Genomic DNA, 18964 nt, shown 5'->3' with positions numbered 1-18964 from the left:
TCATTTTGTTGCAACTAAGTAATGTACAGTGCGCAGGGTGGCCGTTACACTGGCGCTTGCCGACTTCCCCTTTTTTGCTTGCCCATTACCGGATTGCCACCAACATGCCTCAGTTGCACCCTGAGAAAATCGCCCACAGACTGGAGCAATTGACCGAACTCAGTGTCGCGCTTGGCCATGGCCTGGGCGGCGAAGGGCACGATATCGGCGCGCTGTTGCAGCGCATCGTGCTGCTGGCAAAAAGCATGAGCGGCGCCGATGGCGCCACCCTGTACCGGCCCATGGCCGAGGGCCGCCAGCTGGCGTTCGACATCAGCGTCAACGACAGCCTGGGCATCGCGCAGGGCGCCGACATGGGCTTGCCTGGCGTGCCCCTGTTTGACGCTGCCGGCCAGCCGAACCTGGCGTCGGTGGCCGCGTATGCGGCGAACCTGCGCCGCAGCGTGAACATCGCCGACGTGTACCGCGACGAGGGCTTCAATTTTTCCGGCATGCGCGACTTCGACCGCCACCACGGCTACCACACGCAATCGATCCTGACGGTGCCCATGAGCGACCACGAGGGCGACCTGATCGGCGTGCTGCAGCTGATCAATGCCAAGGATGGCGAGACGGGCCAGGTGCGCGCCTTTTCCTCCACCGACCAGCGCTTCATCGAGGCGCTGGCCGCGCAGGCGGGCGTGGCGCTGACGAATCAGCTGCTCATTTCGCAGCTGGAAGAGCTGCTCGAATCGCTCGTTACGCTGATCAATATCGGCATCGATGAAAAGTCGCCGTACACGGGCCGTCACTGCCAGTTCGTGCCCGAGCTGACGATGCTGCTGGCCGACGCCGCGCACGCCACGCAAACGGGGCCGCTGGCTGATTTCCGGCTCAGCGACAACGAGCGCAAGCAGCTGTGGCTGGCCGGTTTGCTGCACGACTGCGGCAAGATCACCACGCCTGTGCACGTGGTCGACAAGGCCACCAAGCTGGAAACCATTTTTGATCGCATCGCCCTGATCGACACGCGCTACGAAGTGCTGCTGCGCGACGCCGAGATCGCAGCCCTGCGCCAGCAGGCGGCGCAGCCGCAGCAAAAGGACTCCATCGCCCGCGCGCTGGCACAGGAGCAGGCGGCGCTGCGCGAAGAGCGCGACTTCATCCGCACGGTCAACGTCGGCGGCGAGAGCATGGCGCAAGCCGACCAGGAGCGCGTGCGGCAGATCGCCAGGCGCCGCTGGCGCGCGGCCGACGGCGAACTGCGCGATTTCCTCGACGCCGACGAGACGGAAAACCTGACCATCCGCGCCGGCACCCTGACGGCGGCCGAGCGGGCCATCGTCAACAACCATATCAGCGTGTCGATCCGCATGCTCGAAGCGCTGCCGTGGCCCAAGCATCTGCAAAAAGTGCCGGAATACGCGGGCGGCCACCATGAGCGCATGGATGGCAAGGGTTATCCGCGCGGGCTGACGAAAGAGCAGATGTCGGTGCCGGCGCGGCTGATGGCGATTGCCGACATTTTCGAGGCGCTGACTGCGCGCGACCGGCCCTATAAAAAGGGCAAGCCGCTGTCCGAATCCCTGCGCATCCTTGGCAACTTCAGCCTGAACGGGCATATCGACCCGGAGCTGTTCGACGTTTTCATCCGCAGCAAAGTCTATCTGACCTTCGCTGAAAAGCACATGCATCCGAGCCAGATCGATGCCGTCGACGAGGCGGCCATTCCGGGCTATACCCCTTGAAGCTGTCGCTGGCCTTGCGCAAGCATGGGGCGCGGTCGCTGCTGGGCATACTGCTGACCTTGGCGGCGGCCGTCCTGTGCCTGGCCGGCAACGACACTGTCGCGCGGCTGGACGCCATGCTGGGCGACTGGCGCATGCGTCTTGAGGCGCCGCAGCTGGACCGCCGCATCGTCATCGTCGACATCGACGAGCAAAGCCTGGCCCGGGTGGGCCGTTTCCCCTGGAGCCGCGACATCCAGGCGCGCCTGGTGCGCCAGCTCACCGGCCATTACGGCGTGGCCGCGCTGGGCTTCGATATCTCGTTTCCCGAAGCGGACACCAGTTCCGGCTACGCTGTGCTGCAAGGCCTGGCGCGGGGCGAACTGGCGGGCGTGGCCGGCTTGCCGGCGCAGCTGGAAAAACTGCGCCCGGCCATGGATTACGATGGTCTGTTCGCCGAGGCCATGCGCGGCCAGCCCGTGGTGCTGGGCTACAGCGTGTCGGAGCAGCAAAGGAAGGGCGTGCTGCCCAAGCCGGCTTTTACCGTCGCCGATTTGAACGGGCGCAGCGTCACGGCCTACGTGGCGCGCGGCTACGAAGCCAATATCGCGCCCCTGCAGGCGGCCGCGCAGGGCGCCGGCATCTTCACGGCGCTGACCGATGCCGATGGCGTGGTGCGTTCCTCGACCCTGTTGCAGCGCATCGGCGACGGCTATTATCCGTCGCTGTCGCTGGCCACGGTGGCCGCCTACCTGCAGGCGCGCGCCATCGCTCCCCGTTTCACGGGCACGGCCGATACCCTGTCGGCGCGCGAACTGGCCAGCGGCGGACTCGAACACATCATGCTGTTTACGCCGCGCGGCGCGCTGGCGATCCCCGTGGGCGAAGCCTTGACCACCACGGTGCAGTACCGCGGCGCGGGCGGCCCCGATGGCGGCGCCTTCCGTTACGTCTCGGCGTCCGACGTGCTGGCCGGCACGGTGCCGCCCGCGCTGCTCAAGGGCGCCCTCGTGCTGGTGGGGACCACGGCGCCCGGCTTGAACGATATCCGCGCCACGCCCGTGAATGCCGAGTATCCGGGGGTGGAAGTGCACGCCAACCTGATCAAGTCCATGCTCGACGGGCGCTTCAAGGCGCGGCCCGACTATGCGCTGGCATTCGAACTGGTGCAGATCGTGCTGTTTGGCCTGCTGCTGGCGGGCGCCCTGGCCGTGCTGCCGCCGGCCGGCGTGATGCTGGCGACCGTGGGCGCGCTGGCGGCCGTCATTGCCATCAACCTATACCTGTACGCCGTGCACGACCTGGTGCTGGGCGGCGCCGTGCTGCTGTTGCTGATCGTCGCGCTGTTTATCGCCAACCTGGCGTGGGGCTATTTTTTCGAGGTGCGCAAGGGACGCGCGCTGGTGGCCCGTTTCGGCGAATATGTGGCGCCCGAACTGGTGGCCGAGATGGCCGACGATCCGCAGCGCTACACCATGGAGGGGGAGAACCGCGAACTGACGGTGCTGTTTGCCGACGTGCGCGGTTTCACGGCCATCTCCGAGCAGCTGGCGCCGGCCGCGCTGCGCGAATACATCAACGAATACCTGACGGCCATGTCGGAAGATATCCGCGACAGCCATGGCGGCACCCTCGATAAATACATCGGCGACGCCGTGATGGCGTTCTGGGGCGCGCCCGTCGCCTTTGGCGATCACGCCAGCCGGGCCGTGGCCAGCGCCCTGCTGATGCAGGGCAGCGCGGCGCGGCTGAACCAGCAGTTTTGCGCACACGGCTGGCCGGCGCTGCGCATCGGCATCGGCCTCAATACGGGACCCATGCATGTGGGCGACATGGGTTCGCGTATCCGTCGCGCCTATACCGTCATGGGCGACAGCGTCAACCTGGCAGCGCGCCTGGAAGGCGCCAGCAAGCTGTATGGCGTGGGCATCGTGGTGGGCGAGGCCACGCGCGGGGCCGCCGCCGCATTCCTGTACCGCGAGCTGGATCGGGTCAGAGTGCAGGGCAAGCAGGAAGCGGTGGCCATCTTCGAGCCGCGCGGCCCGCTGGCTGATGCTACGGCCGCGGAACTGGCGCAGCTGGAACGCTGGCACGCGGTGCTGGCCCTGTTGCGCGCGCGCGACTGGGCGGCGGCTGGCGCGCAGCTGGCCCGCTTGCAGGCGGACTTTCCCGATGACGGCTTGTACCGGCTGTACGCGGCGCGCCTGGAGCGCTATCGCAGCCAGCCGCCGCCAGCCGACTGGGATGGCGTGACAGAATTGCACAGTAAATAAGGCTGCCGGCGCGCCGGAAAATGCCCGTTATTGCGGCATTTTTATCACTGTGCGCGCACTGTTTGTTGCGTTGCGATAAAAAACGGGGAGAAATGTTAGAAATTTCTGACTGGAAACAAAAAGCCGTCTAAAATTTGTCTTCAATCCATTGCCGGACACGCTGGCGCCTGCGGGCCGCGCGCTTGTCCGGTTACACAAGAAATCCTTCACATGACATATCGTTTGGTGCACCTGCTTGCGGGTTCCGCGCTGCTGTTCGCCGTCGGCGCCGCCGGCGCTGCCGTTTCCATGGATGACGCTGCTCCTGCCCTGCAGGAAGATGGCGTGCCGCGCTTCGAGATCCGCCGCTTCGACGTCCAGGGCAATACCCTGCTCACGTCGGCGCAGGTGCAAGCCTTGCTGGCGCCCTTTACGGGAATGCAGCGCGATTTTTCCGACATCGCGCGCGCCGTCGAGGCGCTGGAGGCGGCTTACCGCGAGCGCGGTTATAGCGCCGTGCAGGTGCAACTGCCGGAACAGGAACTGGAACGGGGCGTGGTGCGCCTGAGCGTGCTGCAAACGCCGCTGGGCAAGCTCGCCATCAGCGGCAACACGCATGTCGACGAGGCCAACGTGCGGCGCGCCTTGCCGTCCCTGCGCGAAGGCGAGACGCCGAACTTGCCGGCCTTGTCGCAAAGCCTGAAGCTGGCCAACGAAAATCCGGCGCGCAAGATCGAAGTGCGCCTGCAGGCCGACGAGCCGGCGGGCGCCATCGACGCCATCGTCACGGTGGCCGATGAGCAGCCCTGGAAAGCCATGCTCAACGTGGACAATACGGGCAATGCGCAAACGGGCAAGACGCACGTGGGCGTGGTGTTGCAGCATGCCAACTTGTTAGGCCGCGACCATGTGGCCAGCCTGCAATACACGAGCAGCCTGGAAAAGCCGGACAAGGTGGGCGTGTATGGCGCCGGCTACCACTTGCCGCTGTACGCGCTGGGCGACTCGATGGATTTTTTCGCCAGCTATTCGAACGTTGATTCGGGCAGCGTCTCGGCCGGCATCTTCGACCTGGCCGTCAGCGGCCAGGGCAGCATGGCCGGCATCCGCTATAACCAGAATTTTGCCCGCAGCGGCGATTTCGAACCCAAGCTCGTGTACGGCATCGATTACAAGGCGTATCGCAACAGCGTGCAGCTGTTCGGCATGGAGCTGGGCGCCGACGTCACCGTGCACCCGCTCAGCGTCAGCTACATCGGCAACTGGGCCTTGCCCACGGGCGAGACCAGCGTGGCCGTCACGTTCGCGCATAACATTCCTGGCGGCAAGCATGGCGCGCAAGCCGATTTCGACCGCGTGCGCGCGCATGCGAAGGCCGCCTACAACACGGTGCGCCTGAGCGCCAGCTCGGGACGCGTGCTGGCCGGCGACTGGCAATGGCGCGCGCTCGTCAATGCGCAAGTCACGCCGGACGCGCTGGTGCCGGGCGAGCAGTTCGGCGCCGGCGGCGCCGCGTCCGTGCGCGGCTTTGCCGAGCGCGAGGTATCGAATGACTCGGGCGCCAGCCTGAACCTGGAGCTGTACACGCCGAACTGGTGCGGCCAGACCCTCGGTTATCAATGCCGCGCGCTGGCCTTCTATGACACGGCCTGGCTGCGCCGCAACCATGCGCTGCCCGGCGAAAGCGCTTCGCAAGGCATAGCCAGCGGCGGACTCGGCCTGCGTTTGCTGCTGAGCCGCTACGCCAATCTGCAACTCGATTACGCCCATGTCGTCAATGGCGGCGACACGGGACAGCGCGATGCCAACCGCCTGCATTTCCGCCTCGCCTTGGCCTACTAGTATCAGGATGAACACCATGCAAAACCACGCCCAGCACGCCTCCGTTTTCATCCTGACGCCATCATTTGCTCCGCCTTGTGCGCTACCCCTGCGCCGCACGGCGCTGGCGCTGCTGCTGGCCGGCTGCTTCGGCGCGGCGCAGGCCAATCCCGCCTTGCCGCAGGTGGTCCATGGACAGGCGACGTTCAACCAGCAGGGCAATGTGTTCTCGATCACGAACACGCCCAACACCATCATCAACTGGCAGAGTTTTTCCATCCATGCCGGTGAAATCACGCGCTTCATCCAGCAAAACGGCAATAGCGCCGTACTCAACCGCATCACGGGACAAGACCCCAGCAAGATCCTGGGCGCGCTCGAATCGAACGGCAAGGTGTTCCTGATCAATCCGAACGGCATCGTCTTCGGTCAGGGCGCGAAAGTGGATGTGAATGGACTGGTGGCGTCCAGCCTGGGCATGACGAACGAGGATTTCCTGGCCGGCAAGCGCCAGTTCACGGCGGGCGGCGTGGCCGGTGCCGTCGGCAATGCGGGCACCATCAACGCGGGCAAGGGCGGACAAGTGCTGCTGATCGCGCCGAACGTGGAAAACACGGGCCTCATCACGGCGCCGAACGGCGAAGTGATCCTGGCGGCCGGGCGCAGCGTGCAGCTGGCCGACCCCGGCAATCCGCAATTGCGCGTGCTGGTGTCGGCGCCCGCCGACCAGGCCCTGAACCTGGGCCAGATCATCGCCCAGGGCGGCAGCATCGGCATGGCCGGTGCACTGGTCAGCCAGCGCGGCGTGCTCAACGCGAACAGCGCCGTCGTCGGCGACAACGGCAGGATCGTCCTCAAGGCCAGCGGCAAGGTGCTGCTCGACGCGGGCAGCGTCACCAGCGCCACGGGCGCGGCAGGCAAGGGCGGCGACATCCAGGTGCTGGGCGAGCAGGTGGGCTTGCTGGGCAATGCGGCGATCGACGCCAGCGGCGCCACGGGCGGCGGCACAGTCTTGCTGGGCGGCGACTACCAGGGCAAGAACGCGGCCGTGCAGAATGCGCGGCAAGTGCTCGTCGGCAAGGACGCCAGCGTCAAGGCCGATGCCATCGACAGCGGCAACGGCGGCAAGGTCATCGCCTGGGGCAATGAATCGGCGCAGGTGCACGGCAGCATTTCCGCGCGCGGCGGCGCGCAAGGCGGCGACGGCGGTTTCGTGGAAACCTCGGGCCATTCCCTGGCCGTGGGCGGCATCCGCGTCGATACGAGCGCACGCCGCGGCAAGCGCGGTACCTGGCTGCTCGACCCCTACGATATCGATGTGGTGCAGGGCGGCGGCGGCAGCCTCGGTGACGTGGACGAGTTTGCCGAAGGTCCGCCCTCCAGCAGCACCAGCATCGGCGCCGACGTGATTTCCAACGCCAACAGCAACGTGACCTTGCAGGCCCAGCACCGCATCAATTTCAGCAGCGCCGTCAATATGCTCCATCCCGGCATCGGCCTGAGCGCCACGGCGGGCGAGACGATCAATGTGTATGCGGCCATCAGCACCAACGGCGGCAATGTGACCTTGTCGGCCAACGACGCCAGCAGCGGCGCCGCGTATGGTTCCAGCGCGAATATCCACCTGAACGCGCCGATCACGACGAACGGCGGCAGCGTGTCGCTGTCCGGCGCCAGCGTGGCGGGCAGCGGCGTGGTCAGCGTCGGCAGCGGCAACCTGTCCCTGCGCGCCAATTTCTCGGGCGGCGAAATCAACCTGACGGGCGGCGGCGCGCGGCTGACGGGCAGCGGCATCGGTGGCCAGACGGTGACCTTGCAGGCCGACAGCATCAGCATCGGCGGCACCCTGGATTTCGGCGGCACCGGCGGGCGCGCCAGCGTGGCGATCAAGCCCCTGAGCAGCTCGCGCCTCATCGACCTGGGCAGCAAGTCCGGCGGCGCCCTGGGCCTGGACGCGGCCGAGCTGGCCGGCATCTCTGCATCCTCGCTGACCATCGGCGACGGCAGCAACACGGGCGGCATGCGCATCTCGAATGCGATCAATCTGGCGGGCGACCTGCGCCTCAATTCAGCTTCCCCCATCACGGCCACGGGCGCCGTCACGGTCGGCGGCCTGTTTGCCCTCGACGGCGGCGCGTGGACGCAAAATGCGCCTGGCCTGGCCGCTTTCTCGGCCAGCCGCTTCGCCATCGCGCCGGGCGCCAGCTTCCTGCGCGTGAGCGGCGGCGACGGCAGCACGGCCGCGCCTTACCAGATCGTCGATATCTACGGCTTGCAAGGCATCGGCAGCCTGGGGCTGGGCAACAACTATCGGTTGATGGGCAATATCGACGCCAGCGGCACGACCAGCTGGAACCAGGGCGCCGGTTTTGCACCCATCGCCGGCGGCGATGGCGCAGGGTATGCGGGCATGTTCGACGGCGGCGGTTTTGCCATCAATGGCCTGTACATCAATGCCCTGAACCCGACCGTCAGCTCCGGCGTGGGCCTGTTCGGCAAGGTGCAGGGGGGGACGGTACGCAACCTGGCCCTGCAAAATGGCAGCGTGGCGGGGGTGAACAATGTCGGGGCCCTGGTCGGCCTGAATCTCGGCGGGACGCTGGACAGCGTGCGCAGCAGCACCGCGGTCAGCGGCGCCAGCGCCGTCGGCGGTCTGGTCGGCAGCAACGGCGGCACGCTGCGCAATGCCAGCGCCAGCGGCAACGTCGCGGGCATCAATGCGGCCAATGGCGGCAGCATTGGCGGGCTGGTGGGGGCAAACCTGGCCGGCGCCAGTATCGATGCCGCCTACGCCACGGGCGACGTGACGGGAGCGCGCGACAAGGTCGGCGGCCTGGTGGGGAACAATGACGGCGCCATTTCGCAGTCCTACGCCACGGGCGCGGCCCGCGGCGCGGCCAATATCGGTGGCCTGGCGGGACGCAATGGCGGCAGCATCAGCGACGCCTACGCCACCGGTGCCGTCGGCGTGTCGGCCGATGGCGACGTGGCGGTGCCCCGCGCAAACCTGGGCGGGCTGATCGGCTGGAGCGTGGCGGGCAGCAGCGCCAGCCACGTCTACAGCAGCGGCGCCGTGGCCGGCAGCGGCTTTGCGGGCGGCACGGTGGGCGGACTGGTGGGCCGCGCCGATGTGGGCGCAGGCATCGCGTTCGGTTTCTGGAACTATGAGACGGCCGGCATCCTGATGGACCAGGGCGGCGCCAGCGGCCGCACCACGGCGCAGATGCAGCAGCAGGGTAGCTTCAACGATTTCAATTTCAGCAGCGTCTGGCGCATCTACGATGGCTATACGACGCCGATGCTGAAGGCGCTCCTGAAACCGCTGCAAGTGAATGTCACGGACAATGCCAGCGGCAAGGTCTACGATGGCCAGCTGGCCGCCTTCCTGGGCACGATAGGTTACGTGGGACTGCTCGACGGCGACGCGGGCGTGAATGGCAGCCTCGGCTACGGGAGCAATGCACGCAATGTGGGTACCTACGGCTTGACGGGGCTGTGGTCGACCAAGTACGACATCACCCTGGGCGGCACGACCACCTATGCCATCACGCCGCGCATCCTGACGGTCGGCATCGGCGGCAATGGCAAGGTGTATGACGGCAACCTTGGCTATGACGGCGCCACCTTCGTGCTGGGCAATGTGGTAACGGGCGACAATATCAGCATCAGCGGCAGCGCCGCCTTCCTCGACAAGAACGCGGGCGGCAGCAAGGCCGTGCACGCCAGCGGCCTGACCCTGGACGGCAATGAGCTGGGCAACTACAGCCTGGCCGCGACGACGGCGGACGGCACGGCGGCCATCACGGCGCGCATCCTGAATTATGGCGTCTCGGGCGCGCACAGCCGCGTCTACGACGGCACGCTGCAAGCGGCCCTGGATGGCTATTTTGAAGGCCTGGTGGCGGGCGACCAGGTCGGCATGGCCGGCTTGCTGGGCAGCTTCCGCGACAAGAATGCCGGTACAGGCAAGGTGGTCGATTACCAGGTGGCGACGGGTCACCTGACGGGCGCCGATGCGGGCAACTATGTGCTCAATGGAAATGCGGGCAGCACCACGGCCGACATCGGCGCACGTGCGCTGAACCTGTCCGGCGTGGTGGGTAACAAGGTCTACGATGGCACGACGGGCGCCAGTTTGGTCCTGGGCGATGACCGTCTCGCCGGCGACAGTTTGACGGCCTCGGCAGTGGCCAACTTTGCGGACAAGAACGTGGGCGCGGCCAAGGTGGTGCAGCTGAGCGGCGCGACCCTGGCAGGCGCCGATGCGGGCAATTATTTTATCGTCTTGCCGACAGGCTTGCTGGCCAGCATTACGCCCGCCAGCCTGACCCTGGCCAGCCTGAGCGCGGCCGGCAAGGTGTATGACGGCACCACGAATGCGGCCGTCAGCGCATCGGCGAACGGCGTGCTGGGCCAGGATGTGGTCAGCGTGGTGGGCGGCAGCGGCAGCTTTGCCGACAAGAACGCGGGTGCGGGCAAGCTGGTGACAGCCAGCGGCTTCCGCCTGGCGGGCGCCGATGCGGGCAATTACACACTGGAAACGACGGGCGGCACGGCGCAGGCAACGATTGCGCAAAAACAATTGTCAATATGGGTCGGCAGCGGCAGCGGCTTGTGGAGCGACGCCGCCAACTGGGACGGTGGCGTGGTGCCGGAAGGCGCGAACGTGCTGGCTGTCGACTTCAGCAACAGCAAGGGCATCGTCACCTACAGCGCGGCGGCCGGCAGCACCATCCTGAAAAACCTGCATTCGGCGACGGGCTTGCTGTTGACGGGCGGCAGCCTGACGCTCGGTGACAGCGCGCTGGACCTCTCCGTGCTGGGCGGCCTGGCCGGCCTGGAAATCAACGGCGGCAGCTTGCTGCTGAACGGCAGCCTGTCGGCGGACCGTTATGCGCAAGGCGGCGGTGTGCTGAGCGGCAACGGTAACTTGCTCGTCGCCAACAGTTTTAATCAGACGGCCGGCGCCATCCGGCTGGCGGGCCAGCTGGCCATCACGCAAGCGGCGGGAGATGTGCGCTTCGCCAGCCTGGCGGCCAACGAGGTGAAACTGAGCGCCCTGAACGGCGCCATCGGCCAGGATGGTGCCTTGCTTGCCGGCAGCCTGGCTGCGCAGGCGCGCGATGGCATCGTGCTGGGCCATGCGGGCAACCAGGTGGGCAGTTTTGCCGCCAGCAATAGCGCAGGGGGCGGCATTGCGCTGAACAATACCTCGGCGCCGGGCACTCTGATCCTGGGAACCTTGGTCACGGGCGCGGGCAACATTGCCATCGATAACACGGGCGGCGTCATGGCCGGCAACATCAATGCGAATGGCGGCAACGTCAGCGTGACGGCGCACAGCCCCGTCACCGTCAACGGCAAGATCGAGGGCAAGGACATTGCGCTCAATGCCAGCACGGATGTGCTGCTGGGCAATGGTGCGCAGCTGGCAGCGGCGCGCGACATCAGCCTGGCGGCTGGCGGCGACATTCGTATCGAGGGCAATGCCCAGGTTCTCGGCGGCGGCAATTTCAGCGCCAGCGCTGGGGGCAATGTGCGCTTTGCGGACACGGCAAGCTTCGCCTTGCCGGCTGCGGCCAGCATGAGCGTGCTGGCGAAAGCGGGCAGCATCACGGGCGACTCGGGCGTGCGCATCAACCGCCAGCGCGCCAACGTCAGCTTGCTGGCGCCGAATGGCGCGGTGAACATGGCGGACGCCATCTTCCTGCCTGCCACGACCGTCGACAAGCCCGCCATCGATGCCAGCGCCAGCGCAGCCATCGATGAAGCCTTGCGTATCATCAAGCAGGCCGACCGTGCCAACGCCCCGCTCGCTTCTGCGTCGCCAGCCAAGGATGATGACAAGAAGAAAGACAGCAAGGATGTTGCCGATGCCACAGATAAACCCACAGGATACAAATACGATGATGCCGCAAAAAAAATGTACTGCAATTAAGGCCTTGCTGTGGCTGGCCCTGATGTGCGTGGGCGCGCACGCCTGGGCTGGACAGGTGGCGGGTACGGTGATGCAGTTGAGCGGTCCGCTGATGGCCAAGAAGGCGGATGGCAAGGTGAAAATCCTGGCCATCAAGTCCGAAGTCGAGCAGGGGGACACCTTGCTGACGGAAAAGGAAACCTATGCCTTGATCAAGCTGATCGACAATAGCGAAATCACTTTGAAACCGAATACCAGTTTCGTCATCGAGCAATTCAGCTACACGGCCGAGCAGCCTGACGGCGACCACGCCATCTTCAGCCTGCTCAAGGGCGGCTTACGTTCCGTCACAGGCTTGCTGGGCAAGCGTAACAAGGAGCGTTTCGAGATGAAGACGCCGGCCGCCACCATCGGCATCCGCGGCACGACGTTTGTTGCCACCTATGTGCCAGCCTCGGCGCAGGCGGTGCCAACGGTGCCGACACCAGGCGGGGCGGCGAGGGCGCCGGGCCTGTATGTGCAGGTGCTCGATGGTTTGATTCATGTGACCAATCCTGCCGGGACGCAAAATTTTGCCGCCGGCCAGTTCGGTTTTACGCCCAGCTTCAAGCAGCCGCCCGTGATGCTGCCTGTCAATCCCGGCATCCCGTTCACGCCGCCGCCGGTCTTTTCATCGTCGTCATCGGGCCCGGGCAGCGCGGCAGGCGGCAGCAAGCCGGCCGCAATCGACTGCGTCGTGCGCTAAGCGTCGTCAAACAAGCCCGGCACAGCGTGCAAATAGGGCTTGACCTTCCCATCATGGGATAGCAGATCCTGTCCGTATTCGTTACTCTTTCGTACAGGATCTGCCATGAACCAGGCTGCACTCGCCCCGACTTCCCCCAATTCCGTCGCCGCGCATGCGCAGGCGCTGGCCATCGAAGGCATGAGCTGCGCCTCGTGCGTGGGCCGCGTGGAAAAGGCCTTGGCCGCCGTGCCCGGCGTGACCCAGGCCAGCGTCAATCTGGCCACCGAAGTGGCCAAGGTCACGTCCGACACGCCGATTCCCCTGGCCACCTTGCAGGCGGCCGTGGAAAAGGCTGGCTACAGCGTGGCGCAGCGCGAAATCGACCTGAACGTCGCCGGCATGACGTGCGCCTCTTGCGTGGGCAGGGTGGAAAAAGCCTTGCTGAAGGTGCCGGGCGTGCTGGCCGCCAGCGTCAACCTGGCCACGGAAAGCGCGCGCATCAAGGTGACGGGCGAGGCCGATGCGGCCACCCTGATCGCCGCCATCGACAAGGCCGGCTATGAAGCCACGGTGCCCGCCGCCAGCGAGGCCAGCGCGCCCCTTGCCGCGCCGAATCGCGACGGCTTGAAAGTGGCGTCCGCGGCCGTGCTGGCTTTCCCCCTGATGCTGCCCATGCTGCTGGAGTGGGCCGGCATCCATCTGATGCTGCCCGGCTGGCTGCAATTCGCCCTGGCCACGCCCGTGCAGTTTTACTTTGGCGCGCGCTTCTACAAGGCGGGCTGGAAGGCGGCCCGCGCCGGCAGCGGCAACATGGACTTGCTGGTGGCGCTGGGCACGAGCGCCGCGTATGGCTTATCCGTCTACCAGTGGCTGACGGCGGGCGAGATGCTGCCGCACCTGTATTTCGAAGCGTCGGCCGTCGTCATCACCCTGGTGCTGCTGGGCAAATGGCTGGAAAGCCGCGCCAAGCGCCAGACAGCCTCTGCCATCCGTGCGCTGCAAGTCCTGCGTCCGGAATCGGCCCGCGTGCGCCGCGACGGCGTGGAAATCGACTTGCCCGTGGAACAAGTCAAAGTGGGCGACCTGGTGGTCATCCGTCCCGGCGAGCGGGTAGCCGTCGATGGCGTGGTGGTGGAAGGCGCCAGCCAGATCAACGAATCCCTGATCACGGGCGAAAGCTTGCCGGTCGATAAGCATCCGGGCGACAAGGTCACGGGCGGCGCCATCAATGCGGATGGCTTGTTGCTGGTGCGCACGCAAGCCGTGGGCGGCGAGACGACTTTGTCGCGCATCATCCGCCTGGTGGAAGATGCGCAGGCGGCCAAGGCGCCGATCCAGCACCTGGTGGACAAGGTCAGCGCCATCTTTGTTCCCGTGGTGCTGGTGCTGGCGCTGCTGACCATGCTGGGCTGGTGGTTCGCCACGGGCGAGCTGGAAAACGCCATCATCAATGCCGTGGCCGTGCTGGTGATCGCCTGCCCGTGCGCGCTGGGCCTGGCCACGCCGACGGCGATCATGGCCGGCACGGGCGTCGCTGCCCGTTACGGCATCCTGATCAAGGATGCGGAAGCGCTGGAAGTGGCGCACGCCGTCAATACCGTCGTGTTCGACAAGACGGGCACCCTGACGGTGGGTAAACCTGCGCTGGCGGCCCTGCATGCGCATGGCATCGACGATGCCCGGCTGCTGCAACTGGCGGCCAGCATCCAGCGCGGCAGCGAGCACAGCCTGGCGACGGCCGTGCTCGATGCGGCGGCCGCGCGCCACCTCGAACCCTTGCCAGCCACGGGCCTGTCGGCCTTGCCGGGGCGCGGCCTGGCGGCCCAGGTCGATGGCCTGGAACTGAAACTGGGCAGCACGCGCCTGATGCAGGAGTTGCATGTAGACATGACGCCGCTGGCGGAACAGGCCTTGTCCCTGGAAGCCACGGGCAACACGATCTCGTGGCTGGCTGCGGGATCGGAACTGCTGGGCCTGTTCGCCTTTTCCGACCAGGTCAAGCCGAACGCACAGGCGGCCATTGCCCATCTGCACAGCCTGGGCATCCGCACGGTGATGTTGACGGGGGACAATCAAGGCAGCGCGGACGCCGTCGGCAAGCTGCTGGGCATCGACATGGTGGCGGCGAAAATGCTGCCGGCCGATAAAACCGCTAAAATTGTCGCGCTGAAAGGCGAAGGGGCGAAGGTGGCCATGGTGGGTGACGGCATCAACGATGCGCCCGCGCTGGCGGCCGCCGACGTGGGCATCGCCATGTCGACAGGCACGGACGTGGCCATGCATGCGGCCGGCATCACGCTGATGCGCGGCGATCCGGCCCTGGTGGCGGACGCCATCGATATCTCGCGCCGCACCTACAGCAAGATACGGCAAAATCTGTTCTGGGCCTTCATTTATAACCTGATCGGCATTCCGCTGGCCGCCTTCGGCTTGCTCAACCCCATGGTGGCGGGCGCGGCGATGGCCTTCAGTTCCGTCAGCGTGATCAGCAATGCCCTGTTGCTGCGCCGCTGGAAAGCCCGCAGTCATACAGGTAGCGTGCATACCAAGGAGCAACAAGGATGAATATCGGCCAGGCGGCAAGCGAGACGGGCGTATCGGCAAAAATGATACGCTATTACGAAAGCATTACCTTACTAAAACCCAGCGCGCGCAGCGACGCCGGTTACCGCATTTACACGCCGAACGATTTGCATGCCTTGCGCTTCATCAAACGCGCGCGGGGCCTGGGTTTTTCGCTGGAACAGATCCGCGAACTGCTGTCGCTGTGGCAAAACGACCAGCGCGCCAGCGCGGACGTGAAAGGCATCGCCCTGGCCCACGTGGCGGACTTGAATCAGCGCATCGCCGAACTGACGGAAATGCGCGACACCCTGGCCCACCTGGCGCAATCGTGCCATGGCGACGACAAGCCCGATTGTCCCATCCTGCAAAGCCTGGGACTGGCCGGCGACACGGAAGCGAAACCATGTTGCCATTGATGTAAATCAACGGAGGTGTGCATGGCCTATGAACTGTACTACTGGCCCACGATACAGGGACGCGGAGAATTCATCCGCCTGGCGCTGGAAGAGGCGGGCGCCGAGTACCGCGACATCGCCCGCTTGCCCGAACACAAGGGGCAGGGCGTGCCCGCGATGCTGGCCTGCCTCGATGGCGACAGCACGCCACAGGCCGCCTACGCGCCGCCCGTGCTGCGCGACGGCGACATGCTGATCGGCCAGACGCCGAATATCCTGTTCTACCTGGGCCGGCGCCTGGGCCTGGCGCCGCGCGCTGAAAGCGGCCGTTTGTGGCTGAACCAGCTGCAACTGACGATGGCCGACTGGCTGACGGAAGTGCACGACACGCACCATCCGCTGTCGATGAATCAATATTACGAAGAGCAACAGCAGGCGGCCATGCTGCGCAGTGCGGATTTCCGCGCAACACGCTTGCCGAAATTCCTATCCTACTTCACGCAAGTGTTGCTGAGCCGCCGCGGCCCGTATCTGCTGGGTACAAAGCTCACGTATGGCGACCTGTCGCTGTTCCAGATGCTGGCTGGTTTGCACTATGCGTTTCCGCAAGCCATGGCGCGCCTGGCGCCCGAATATCCTGCCTTGTCTGACCTGCATGGCGCCGTGGCAGCGCGGCCGAATATTGCCCGTTACCTGAAGTCGAAGCGCAGGATCCCGTTCAATGAAGAAGGCATCTTCCGCCATTACCCTGAACTGGACGGGTAAACAAAAACAGCCGGCGCATTGGCCGGCTGTCGTGTCCTTGCTGTTTATTGCGCGCTGGTGACGGGGTAGCCCGCATCGACGATGGCGGCGCTGATGGCGCCCAGTTCGCTCGATGACTCCACCGTGACGCGCTTGCTGGCCAGGTCGATCTGCACCTGTGCGGCAGGATCGATGCCTTGCACCGCTTTCGTGACCGAGCCGACGCAATGGCCGCAGCTCATGTTTTCAACTTGTAACTGATACATGGCAAGCACTCCTTGAATGATTAAGTGCTGCCACTGTAAGCCTTCCCCCGATGGTAAGGTCAAGGGGAAAGCTGGCATGTGGATCAATTCAGCAGGAAATCGACGGCTTGCATGGGCGGCGGCACGTTTTCATCCTGCACGGATTCGCGCAAGCTGATTTCGATGGCGCGGCACATGGCCGACAGCGGTAAATCGTTGGCGTCTTCGCCGAACGGTTCCTCGATCTCGTCGCCCAGGGCATCGAGGCCAAAGAAGGTGTAGGCGACGATGGCGACGACGAACGGCGTCATGAAACCGAGCGAATCGACGAGGCCGAAGGGCAGCAGGAAACAGTACAGGTAGGCCGTGCGGTGCAGCAGCAGTGAATACGAGAAGGGAATCGGCGTGCTGCGGATGCGCTCGCACGAGGCGCCGGCCGCTACCATGGCCGAGACCGTGTTATCGATCTGCGTGGCGAGGATGCTGTCGATACGGCCCTGCGCGATGCAATCGGCCAGGTCGTGACCCATCTGCAGCATCAGATAGTCGGACGGGTTCGTGGCCTGGCAAGCCGCTTCCCATTCGGCCGGGCGCAGCAGCGGCTGCAAGTCGGCCGGTCCGCGCGTGTCGCGCAGCTGGTGGCGCAGCGCGTGGCAAAAGGCGATGGTGCGGTAAATCATGCGCACGCGCACGTCCTCCAGGCCCAGCCTGGCGTGGGCCGGGATGTCGCCGCGTATCATCGTCTGGCACTGGCGCGAGAAATTCCGGCTGCGTAAGACCAGTTCGCCCCACAGCTTGCGCGCTTCCCAGTAGCGGTCGTAGGCGGCCGTGTTGCGAAAGCCCAGGAAGATGGCCAGCGGCAAGCCGATCAGGGTAAACGGGATGGTGGTGAGGATGACCTTGTGGTCGAACAAGGTGCCGTGGCACCACGTGACGAGGGTGGCGATCAGGGTATTGACGATGAGCGTGGTGCGGATGCGCGGCAGGACGGAGCCGCGCACCACCAGGAACAGCCGCAGCGCCGAAGGACGCTCGCGCACGATCATGATGGGCTCCCTGTCGGGTGCTGGGCTGGCGGTGAAAGCCGTGCCCTGTTTTTGTTATTGAAAAACCATTGTGTGGAATGGCAGAGTGGCAAATGCCGGGAACAAAAAGCCCGCAGTGTGTGCGGGCTGAGCTGGGTGTGCATGGGACGCAGTGTAGGGGAGACGGCATGAGTATAGGCCGCCGTCCCGCTTCGCGCCAATTCACAGTGATAATGGATATTATTCATTTCATGAATGAATATTTCATTTGTAAGTTAATGTGTGAATCTCAGTTGCCTGCATCCCGTCCTTGCCGCAGCTTCTTGCGGTGTTCCTCTTGCTGTCGTTTCAATGCTGCACTGGCTGCATAGTCGTTGCGGAACCACTTCGGGTTCTTGCTGCGGCCTAACCAGGTGCAATCGGCCAGGTTGGCGATATCGGCGCAGTCGCAGGCACAGTCGCCGCAATCGGGGACAGGCAGATCGCAATACCCTGCCTGCGCCCGATGGCGCGCACTGCGGCCCCTGGCGTGCTGGGGCTGGGTCTGGGACTGGGCCTGGTGCAGGCGGTGGTGTGCGCTGCAGCTGTGCAAGCGGCGCCGCAGCAGGGAAAGTCCCGGCCGCAAGCCATGGCGGGCGATGACCCTGTGGCCATACGCGGAACAGCTGTCGCGTCCCGTGAGCACGCGGTAGGCGCAGGAAAACCCTTTATGGGGCGACAGATAGCGTTGGTAGGCACCGATCGCCCACAGGGCCAGCTGCGTGCCGCAGGTGTCGAATGAGAAAATGCGCTCTCCTTGGCCGGTCGCGTTTATTGGATGGGATAGTGGTGCGAGCATACGACAGGTCTGCAAAAAAGAATAGCGCCAGCGCACTACATCCCCATGCTTTTCCAGCCATGCCAGGCAAACGCCACCAGCCACGCCAGCAAGATCGCCAGACCCGGCAGCAACAGCCATTTTGCCGCCGTCTCTTCCCACGCCACAAAAGGTCGTCCACCTCGGGCGATGGCCAGCAGCGCCTGCCCCCCGTTCAAGCCGGCAAACGGCAGCAGGTTGAAGGCGCACAGTTTCAACGAGAACAGGGCGAACACCAGCGCAAAGCCGTGCGTGCGAGCAAAGGTTTCCCCTTCACCCAGCAATTCCTGCGCCGTTGACAACGGCGCCAGCGCGCCATGGACGATTTGTCCGAAGGCCGCGACAAAGCGCTCCCAGCCTTGTGGCCCCATGAGCCAGAGCGCCACGGCCAGCAGCACCGCCACGCCGCTCAGGGGCAGCAGCACCTGTTTCCACAGCGGCTGGAAGTTGTAGGCATCGCGGCAGGGATCGTCGTCGTACAGCGTTTCCTCGCGCGTATCTTTCAGCACCACGTTGCCGGCCAGGGGCAGCAGCTTGATGTGGACTTTTCCCCAGGCCAGCAGGGTCGGTCCCACGCCATAACTGATTTGGCGCATGCTGATGCCCAAGGCATGGGCGCACAGGGCCATGATGGAAATGTGGAGGAACATGAAAAAGATGAAGCAGAGCAGCAACTGCAGGGCGGGATGCATCGGGTGAGGTGTCCTGGTG

The 18964-nt window shown here is 65.2% G+C and carries 12 protein-coding genes; 8 read left to right on the top strand and 4 right to left on the bottom strand.

The annotated features are described in order from the left end of the window. Positions 1–104: 104 nt before the first annotated feature. From O3299_RS13350 to O3299_RS13315, 8 genes are all read left to right on the top strand, one after another. Complete coding sequence (locus tag O3299_RS13350; RefSeq protein WP_305062479.1) at positions 105–1727, top strand: HD family phosphohydrolase; 1623 nt, start codon at positions 105–107, stop codon at positions 1725–1727. Then, on the top strand, positions 1724–3979 hold the full coding sequence (locus O3299_RS13345) for a CHASE2 domain-containing protein (RefSeq protein WP_305062478.1): 2256 nt from the start codon (positions 1724–1726) through the stop codon (positions 3977–3979). The genes O3299_RS13350 and O3299_RS13345 overlap by 4 nt, the downstream gene beginning before the upstream one ends. 210 nt (positions 3980–4189) lie before the next feature. After that, positions 4190–5800 carry a ShlB/FhaC/HecB family hemolysin secretion/activation protein gene (locus tag O3299_RS13340; RefSeq protein ID WP_305062477.1) on the top strand — a complete coding sequence of 537 codons (1611 nt, stop codon included), beginning with the start codon at positions 4190–4192 and terminating at the stop codon, positions 5798–5800. A 16-nt stretch (positions 5801–5816) separates the two neighbouring features. Then, complete coding sequence (locus O3299_RS13335) at positions 5817–11717, top strand: YDG domain-containing protein (RefSeq protein WP_305062476.1); 5901 nt, start codon at positions 5817–5819, stop codon at positions 11715–11717. Further along, complete coding sequence (locus tag O3299_RS13330; RefSeq protein ID WP_305052814.1) at positions 11686–12441, top strand: FecR family protein; 756 nt, start codon at positions 11686–11688, stop codon at positions 12439–12441. Before O3299_RS13335 ends, O3299_RS13330 begins: the two co-directional genes overlap by 32 nt. A 105-nt stretch (positions 12442–12546) precedes the next feature. After that, positions 12547–14988, top strand: coding sequence for a heavy metal translocating P-type ATPase (locus tag O3299_RS13325; protein WP_305052813.1), 2442 nt, complete (start codon positions 12547–12549; stop codon positions 14986–14988). Further along, positions 14985–15404, top strand: a complete 420-nt coding sequence (cueR, locus tag O3299_RS13320) for a Cu(I)-responsive transcriptional regulator (RefSeq protein WP_289904088.1) — start codon at positions 14985–14987, stop codon at positions 15402–15404. Before O3299_RS13325 ends, cueR begins: the two co-directional genes overlap by 4 nt. A gap of 21 nt (positions 15405–15425) precedes the next feature. After that, positions 15426–16148, top strand: a complete 723-nt coding sequence (locus O3299_RS13315) for a glutathione S-transferase (RefSeq protein WP_305052812.1) — start codon at positions 15426–15428, stop codon at positions 16146–16148. A 44-nt stretch (positions 16149–16192) separates the two neighbouring features. Here O3299_RS13315 and O3299_RS13310 read toward each other — a convergent pair whose 3' ends face one another. The 4 genes from O3299_RS13310 to O3299_RS13295 form a co-directional block, all read right to left on the bottom strand. After that, on the bottom strand, positions 16193–16393 hold the full coding sequence (locus O3299_RS13310; protein WP_070260542.1) for a heavy-metal-associated domain-containing protein: 201 nt from the start codon (positions 16391–16393) through the stop codon (positions 16193–16195). Between the two features lie 83 nt (positions 16394–16476). Continuing rightward, positions 16477–17418: a bestrophin family protein gene (locus tag O3299_RS13305; protein WP_305052811.1), complete on the bottom strand. Its 942-nt coding sequence runs from the start codon at positions 17416–17418 to the stop codon at positions 16477–16479. Positions 17419–17686: 268 nt separating this feature from the next. Next, on the bottom strand, positions 17687–18235 hold the full coding sequence (yidD, locus tag O3299_RS13300; protein ID WP_305052810.1) for a membrane protein insertion efficiency factor YidD: 549 nt from the start codon (positions 18233–18235) through the stop codon (positions 17687–17689). A gap of 35 nt (positions 18236–18270) precedes the next feature. Beyond that, positions 18271–18945, bottom strand: a complete 675-nt coding sequence (locus O3299_RS13295; RefSeq protein WP_305052809.1) for a site-2 protease family protein — start codon at positions 18943–18945, stop codon at positions 18271–18273. Positions 18946–18964 lie beyond the last annotated feature (19 nt).

The sequence above is a fragment of the Janthinobacterium sp. SUN176 genome (genome assembly GCF_030587335.1).
Taxonomy (GTDB): Bacteria; Pseudomonadota; Gammaproteobacteria; order Burkholderiales; family Burkholderiaceae_D; genus Janthinobacterium; species Janthinobacterium kumbetense.
Note: the sequence above shows the minus strand (reverse complement) of the source record. Positions and strands in the feature narration are given on the sequence as shown.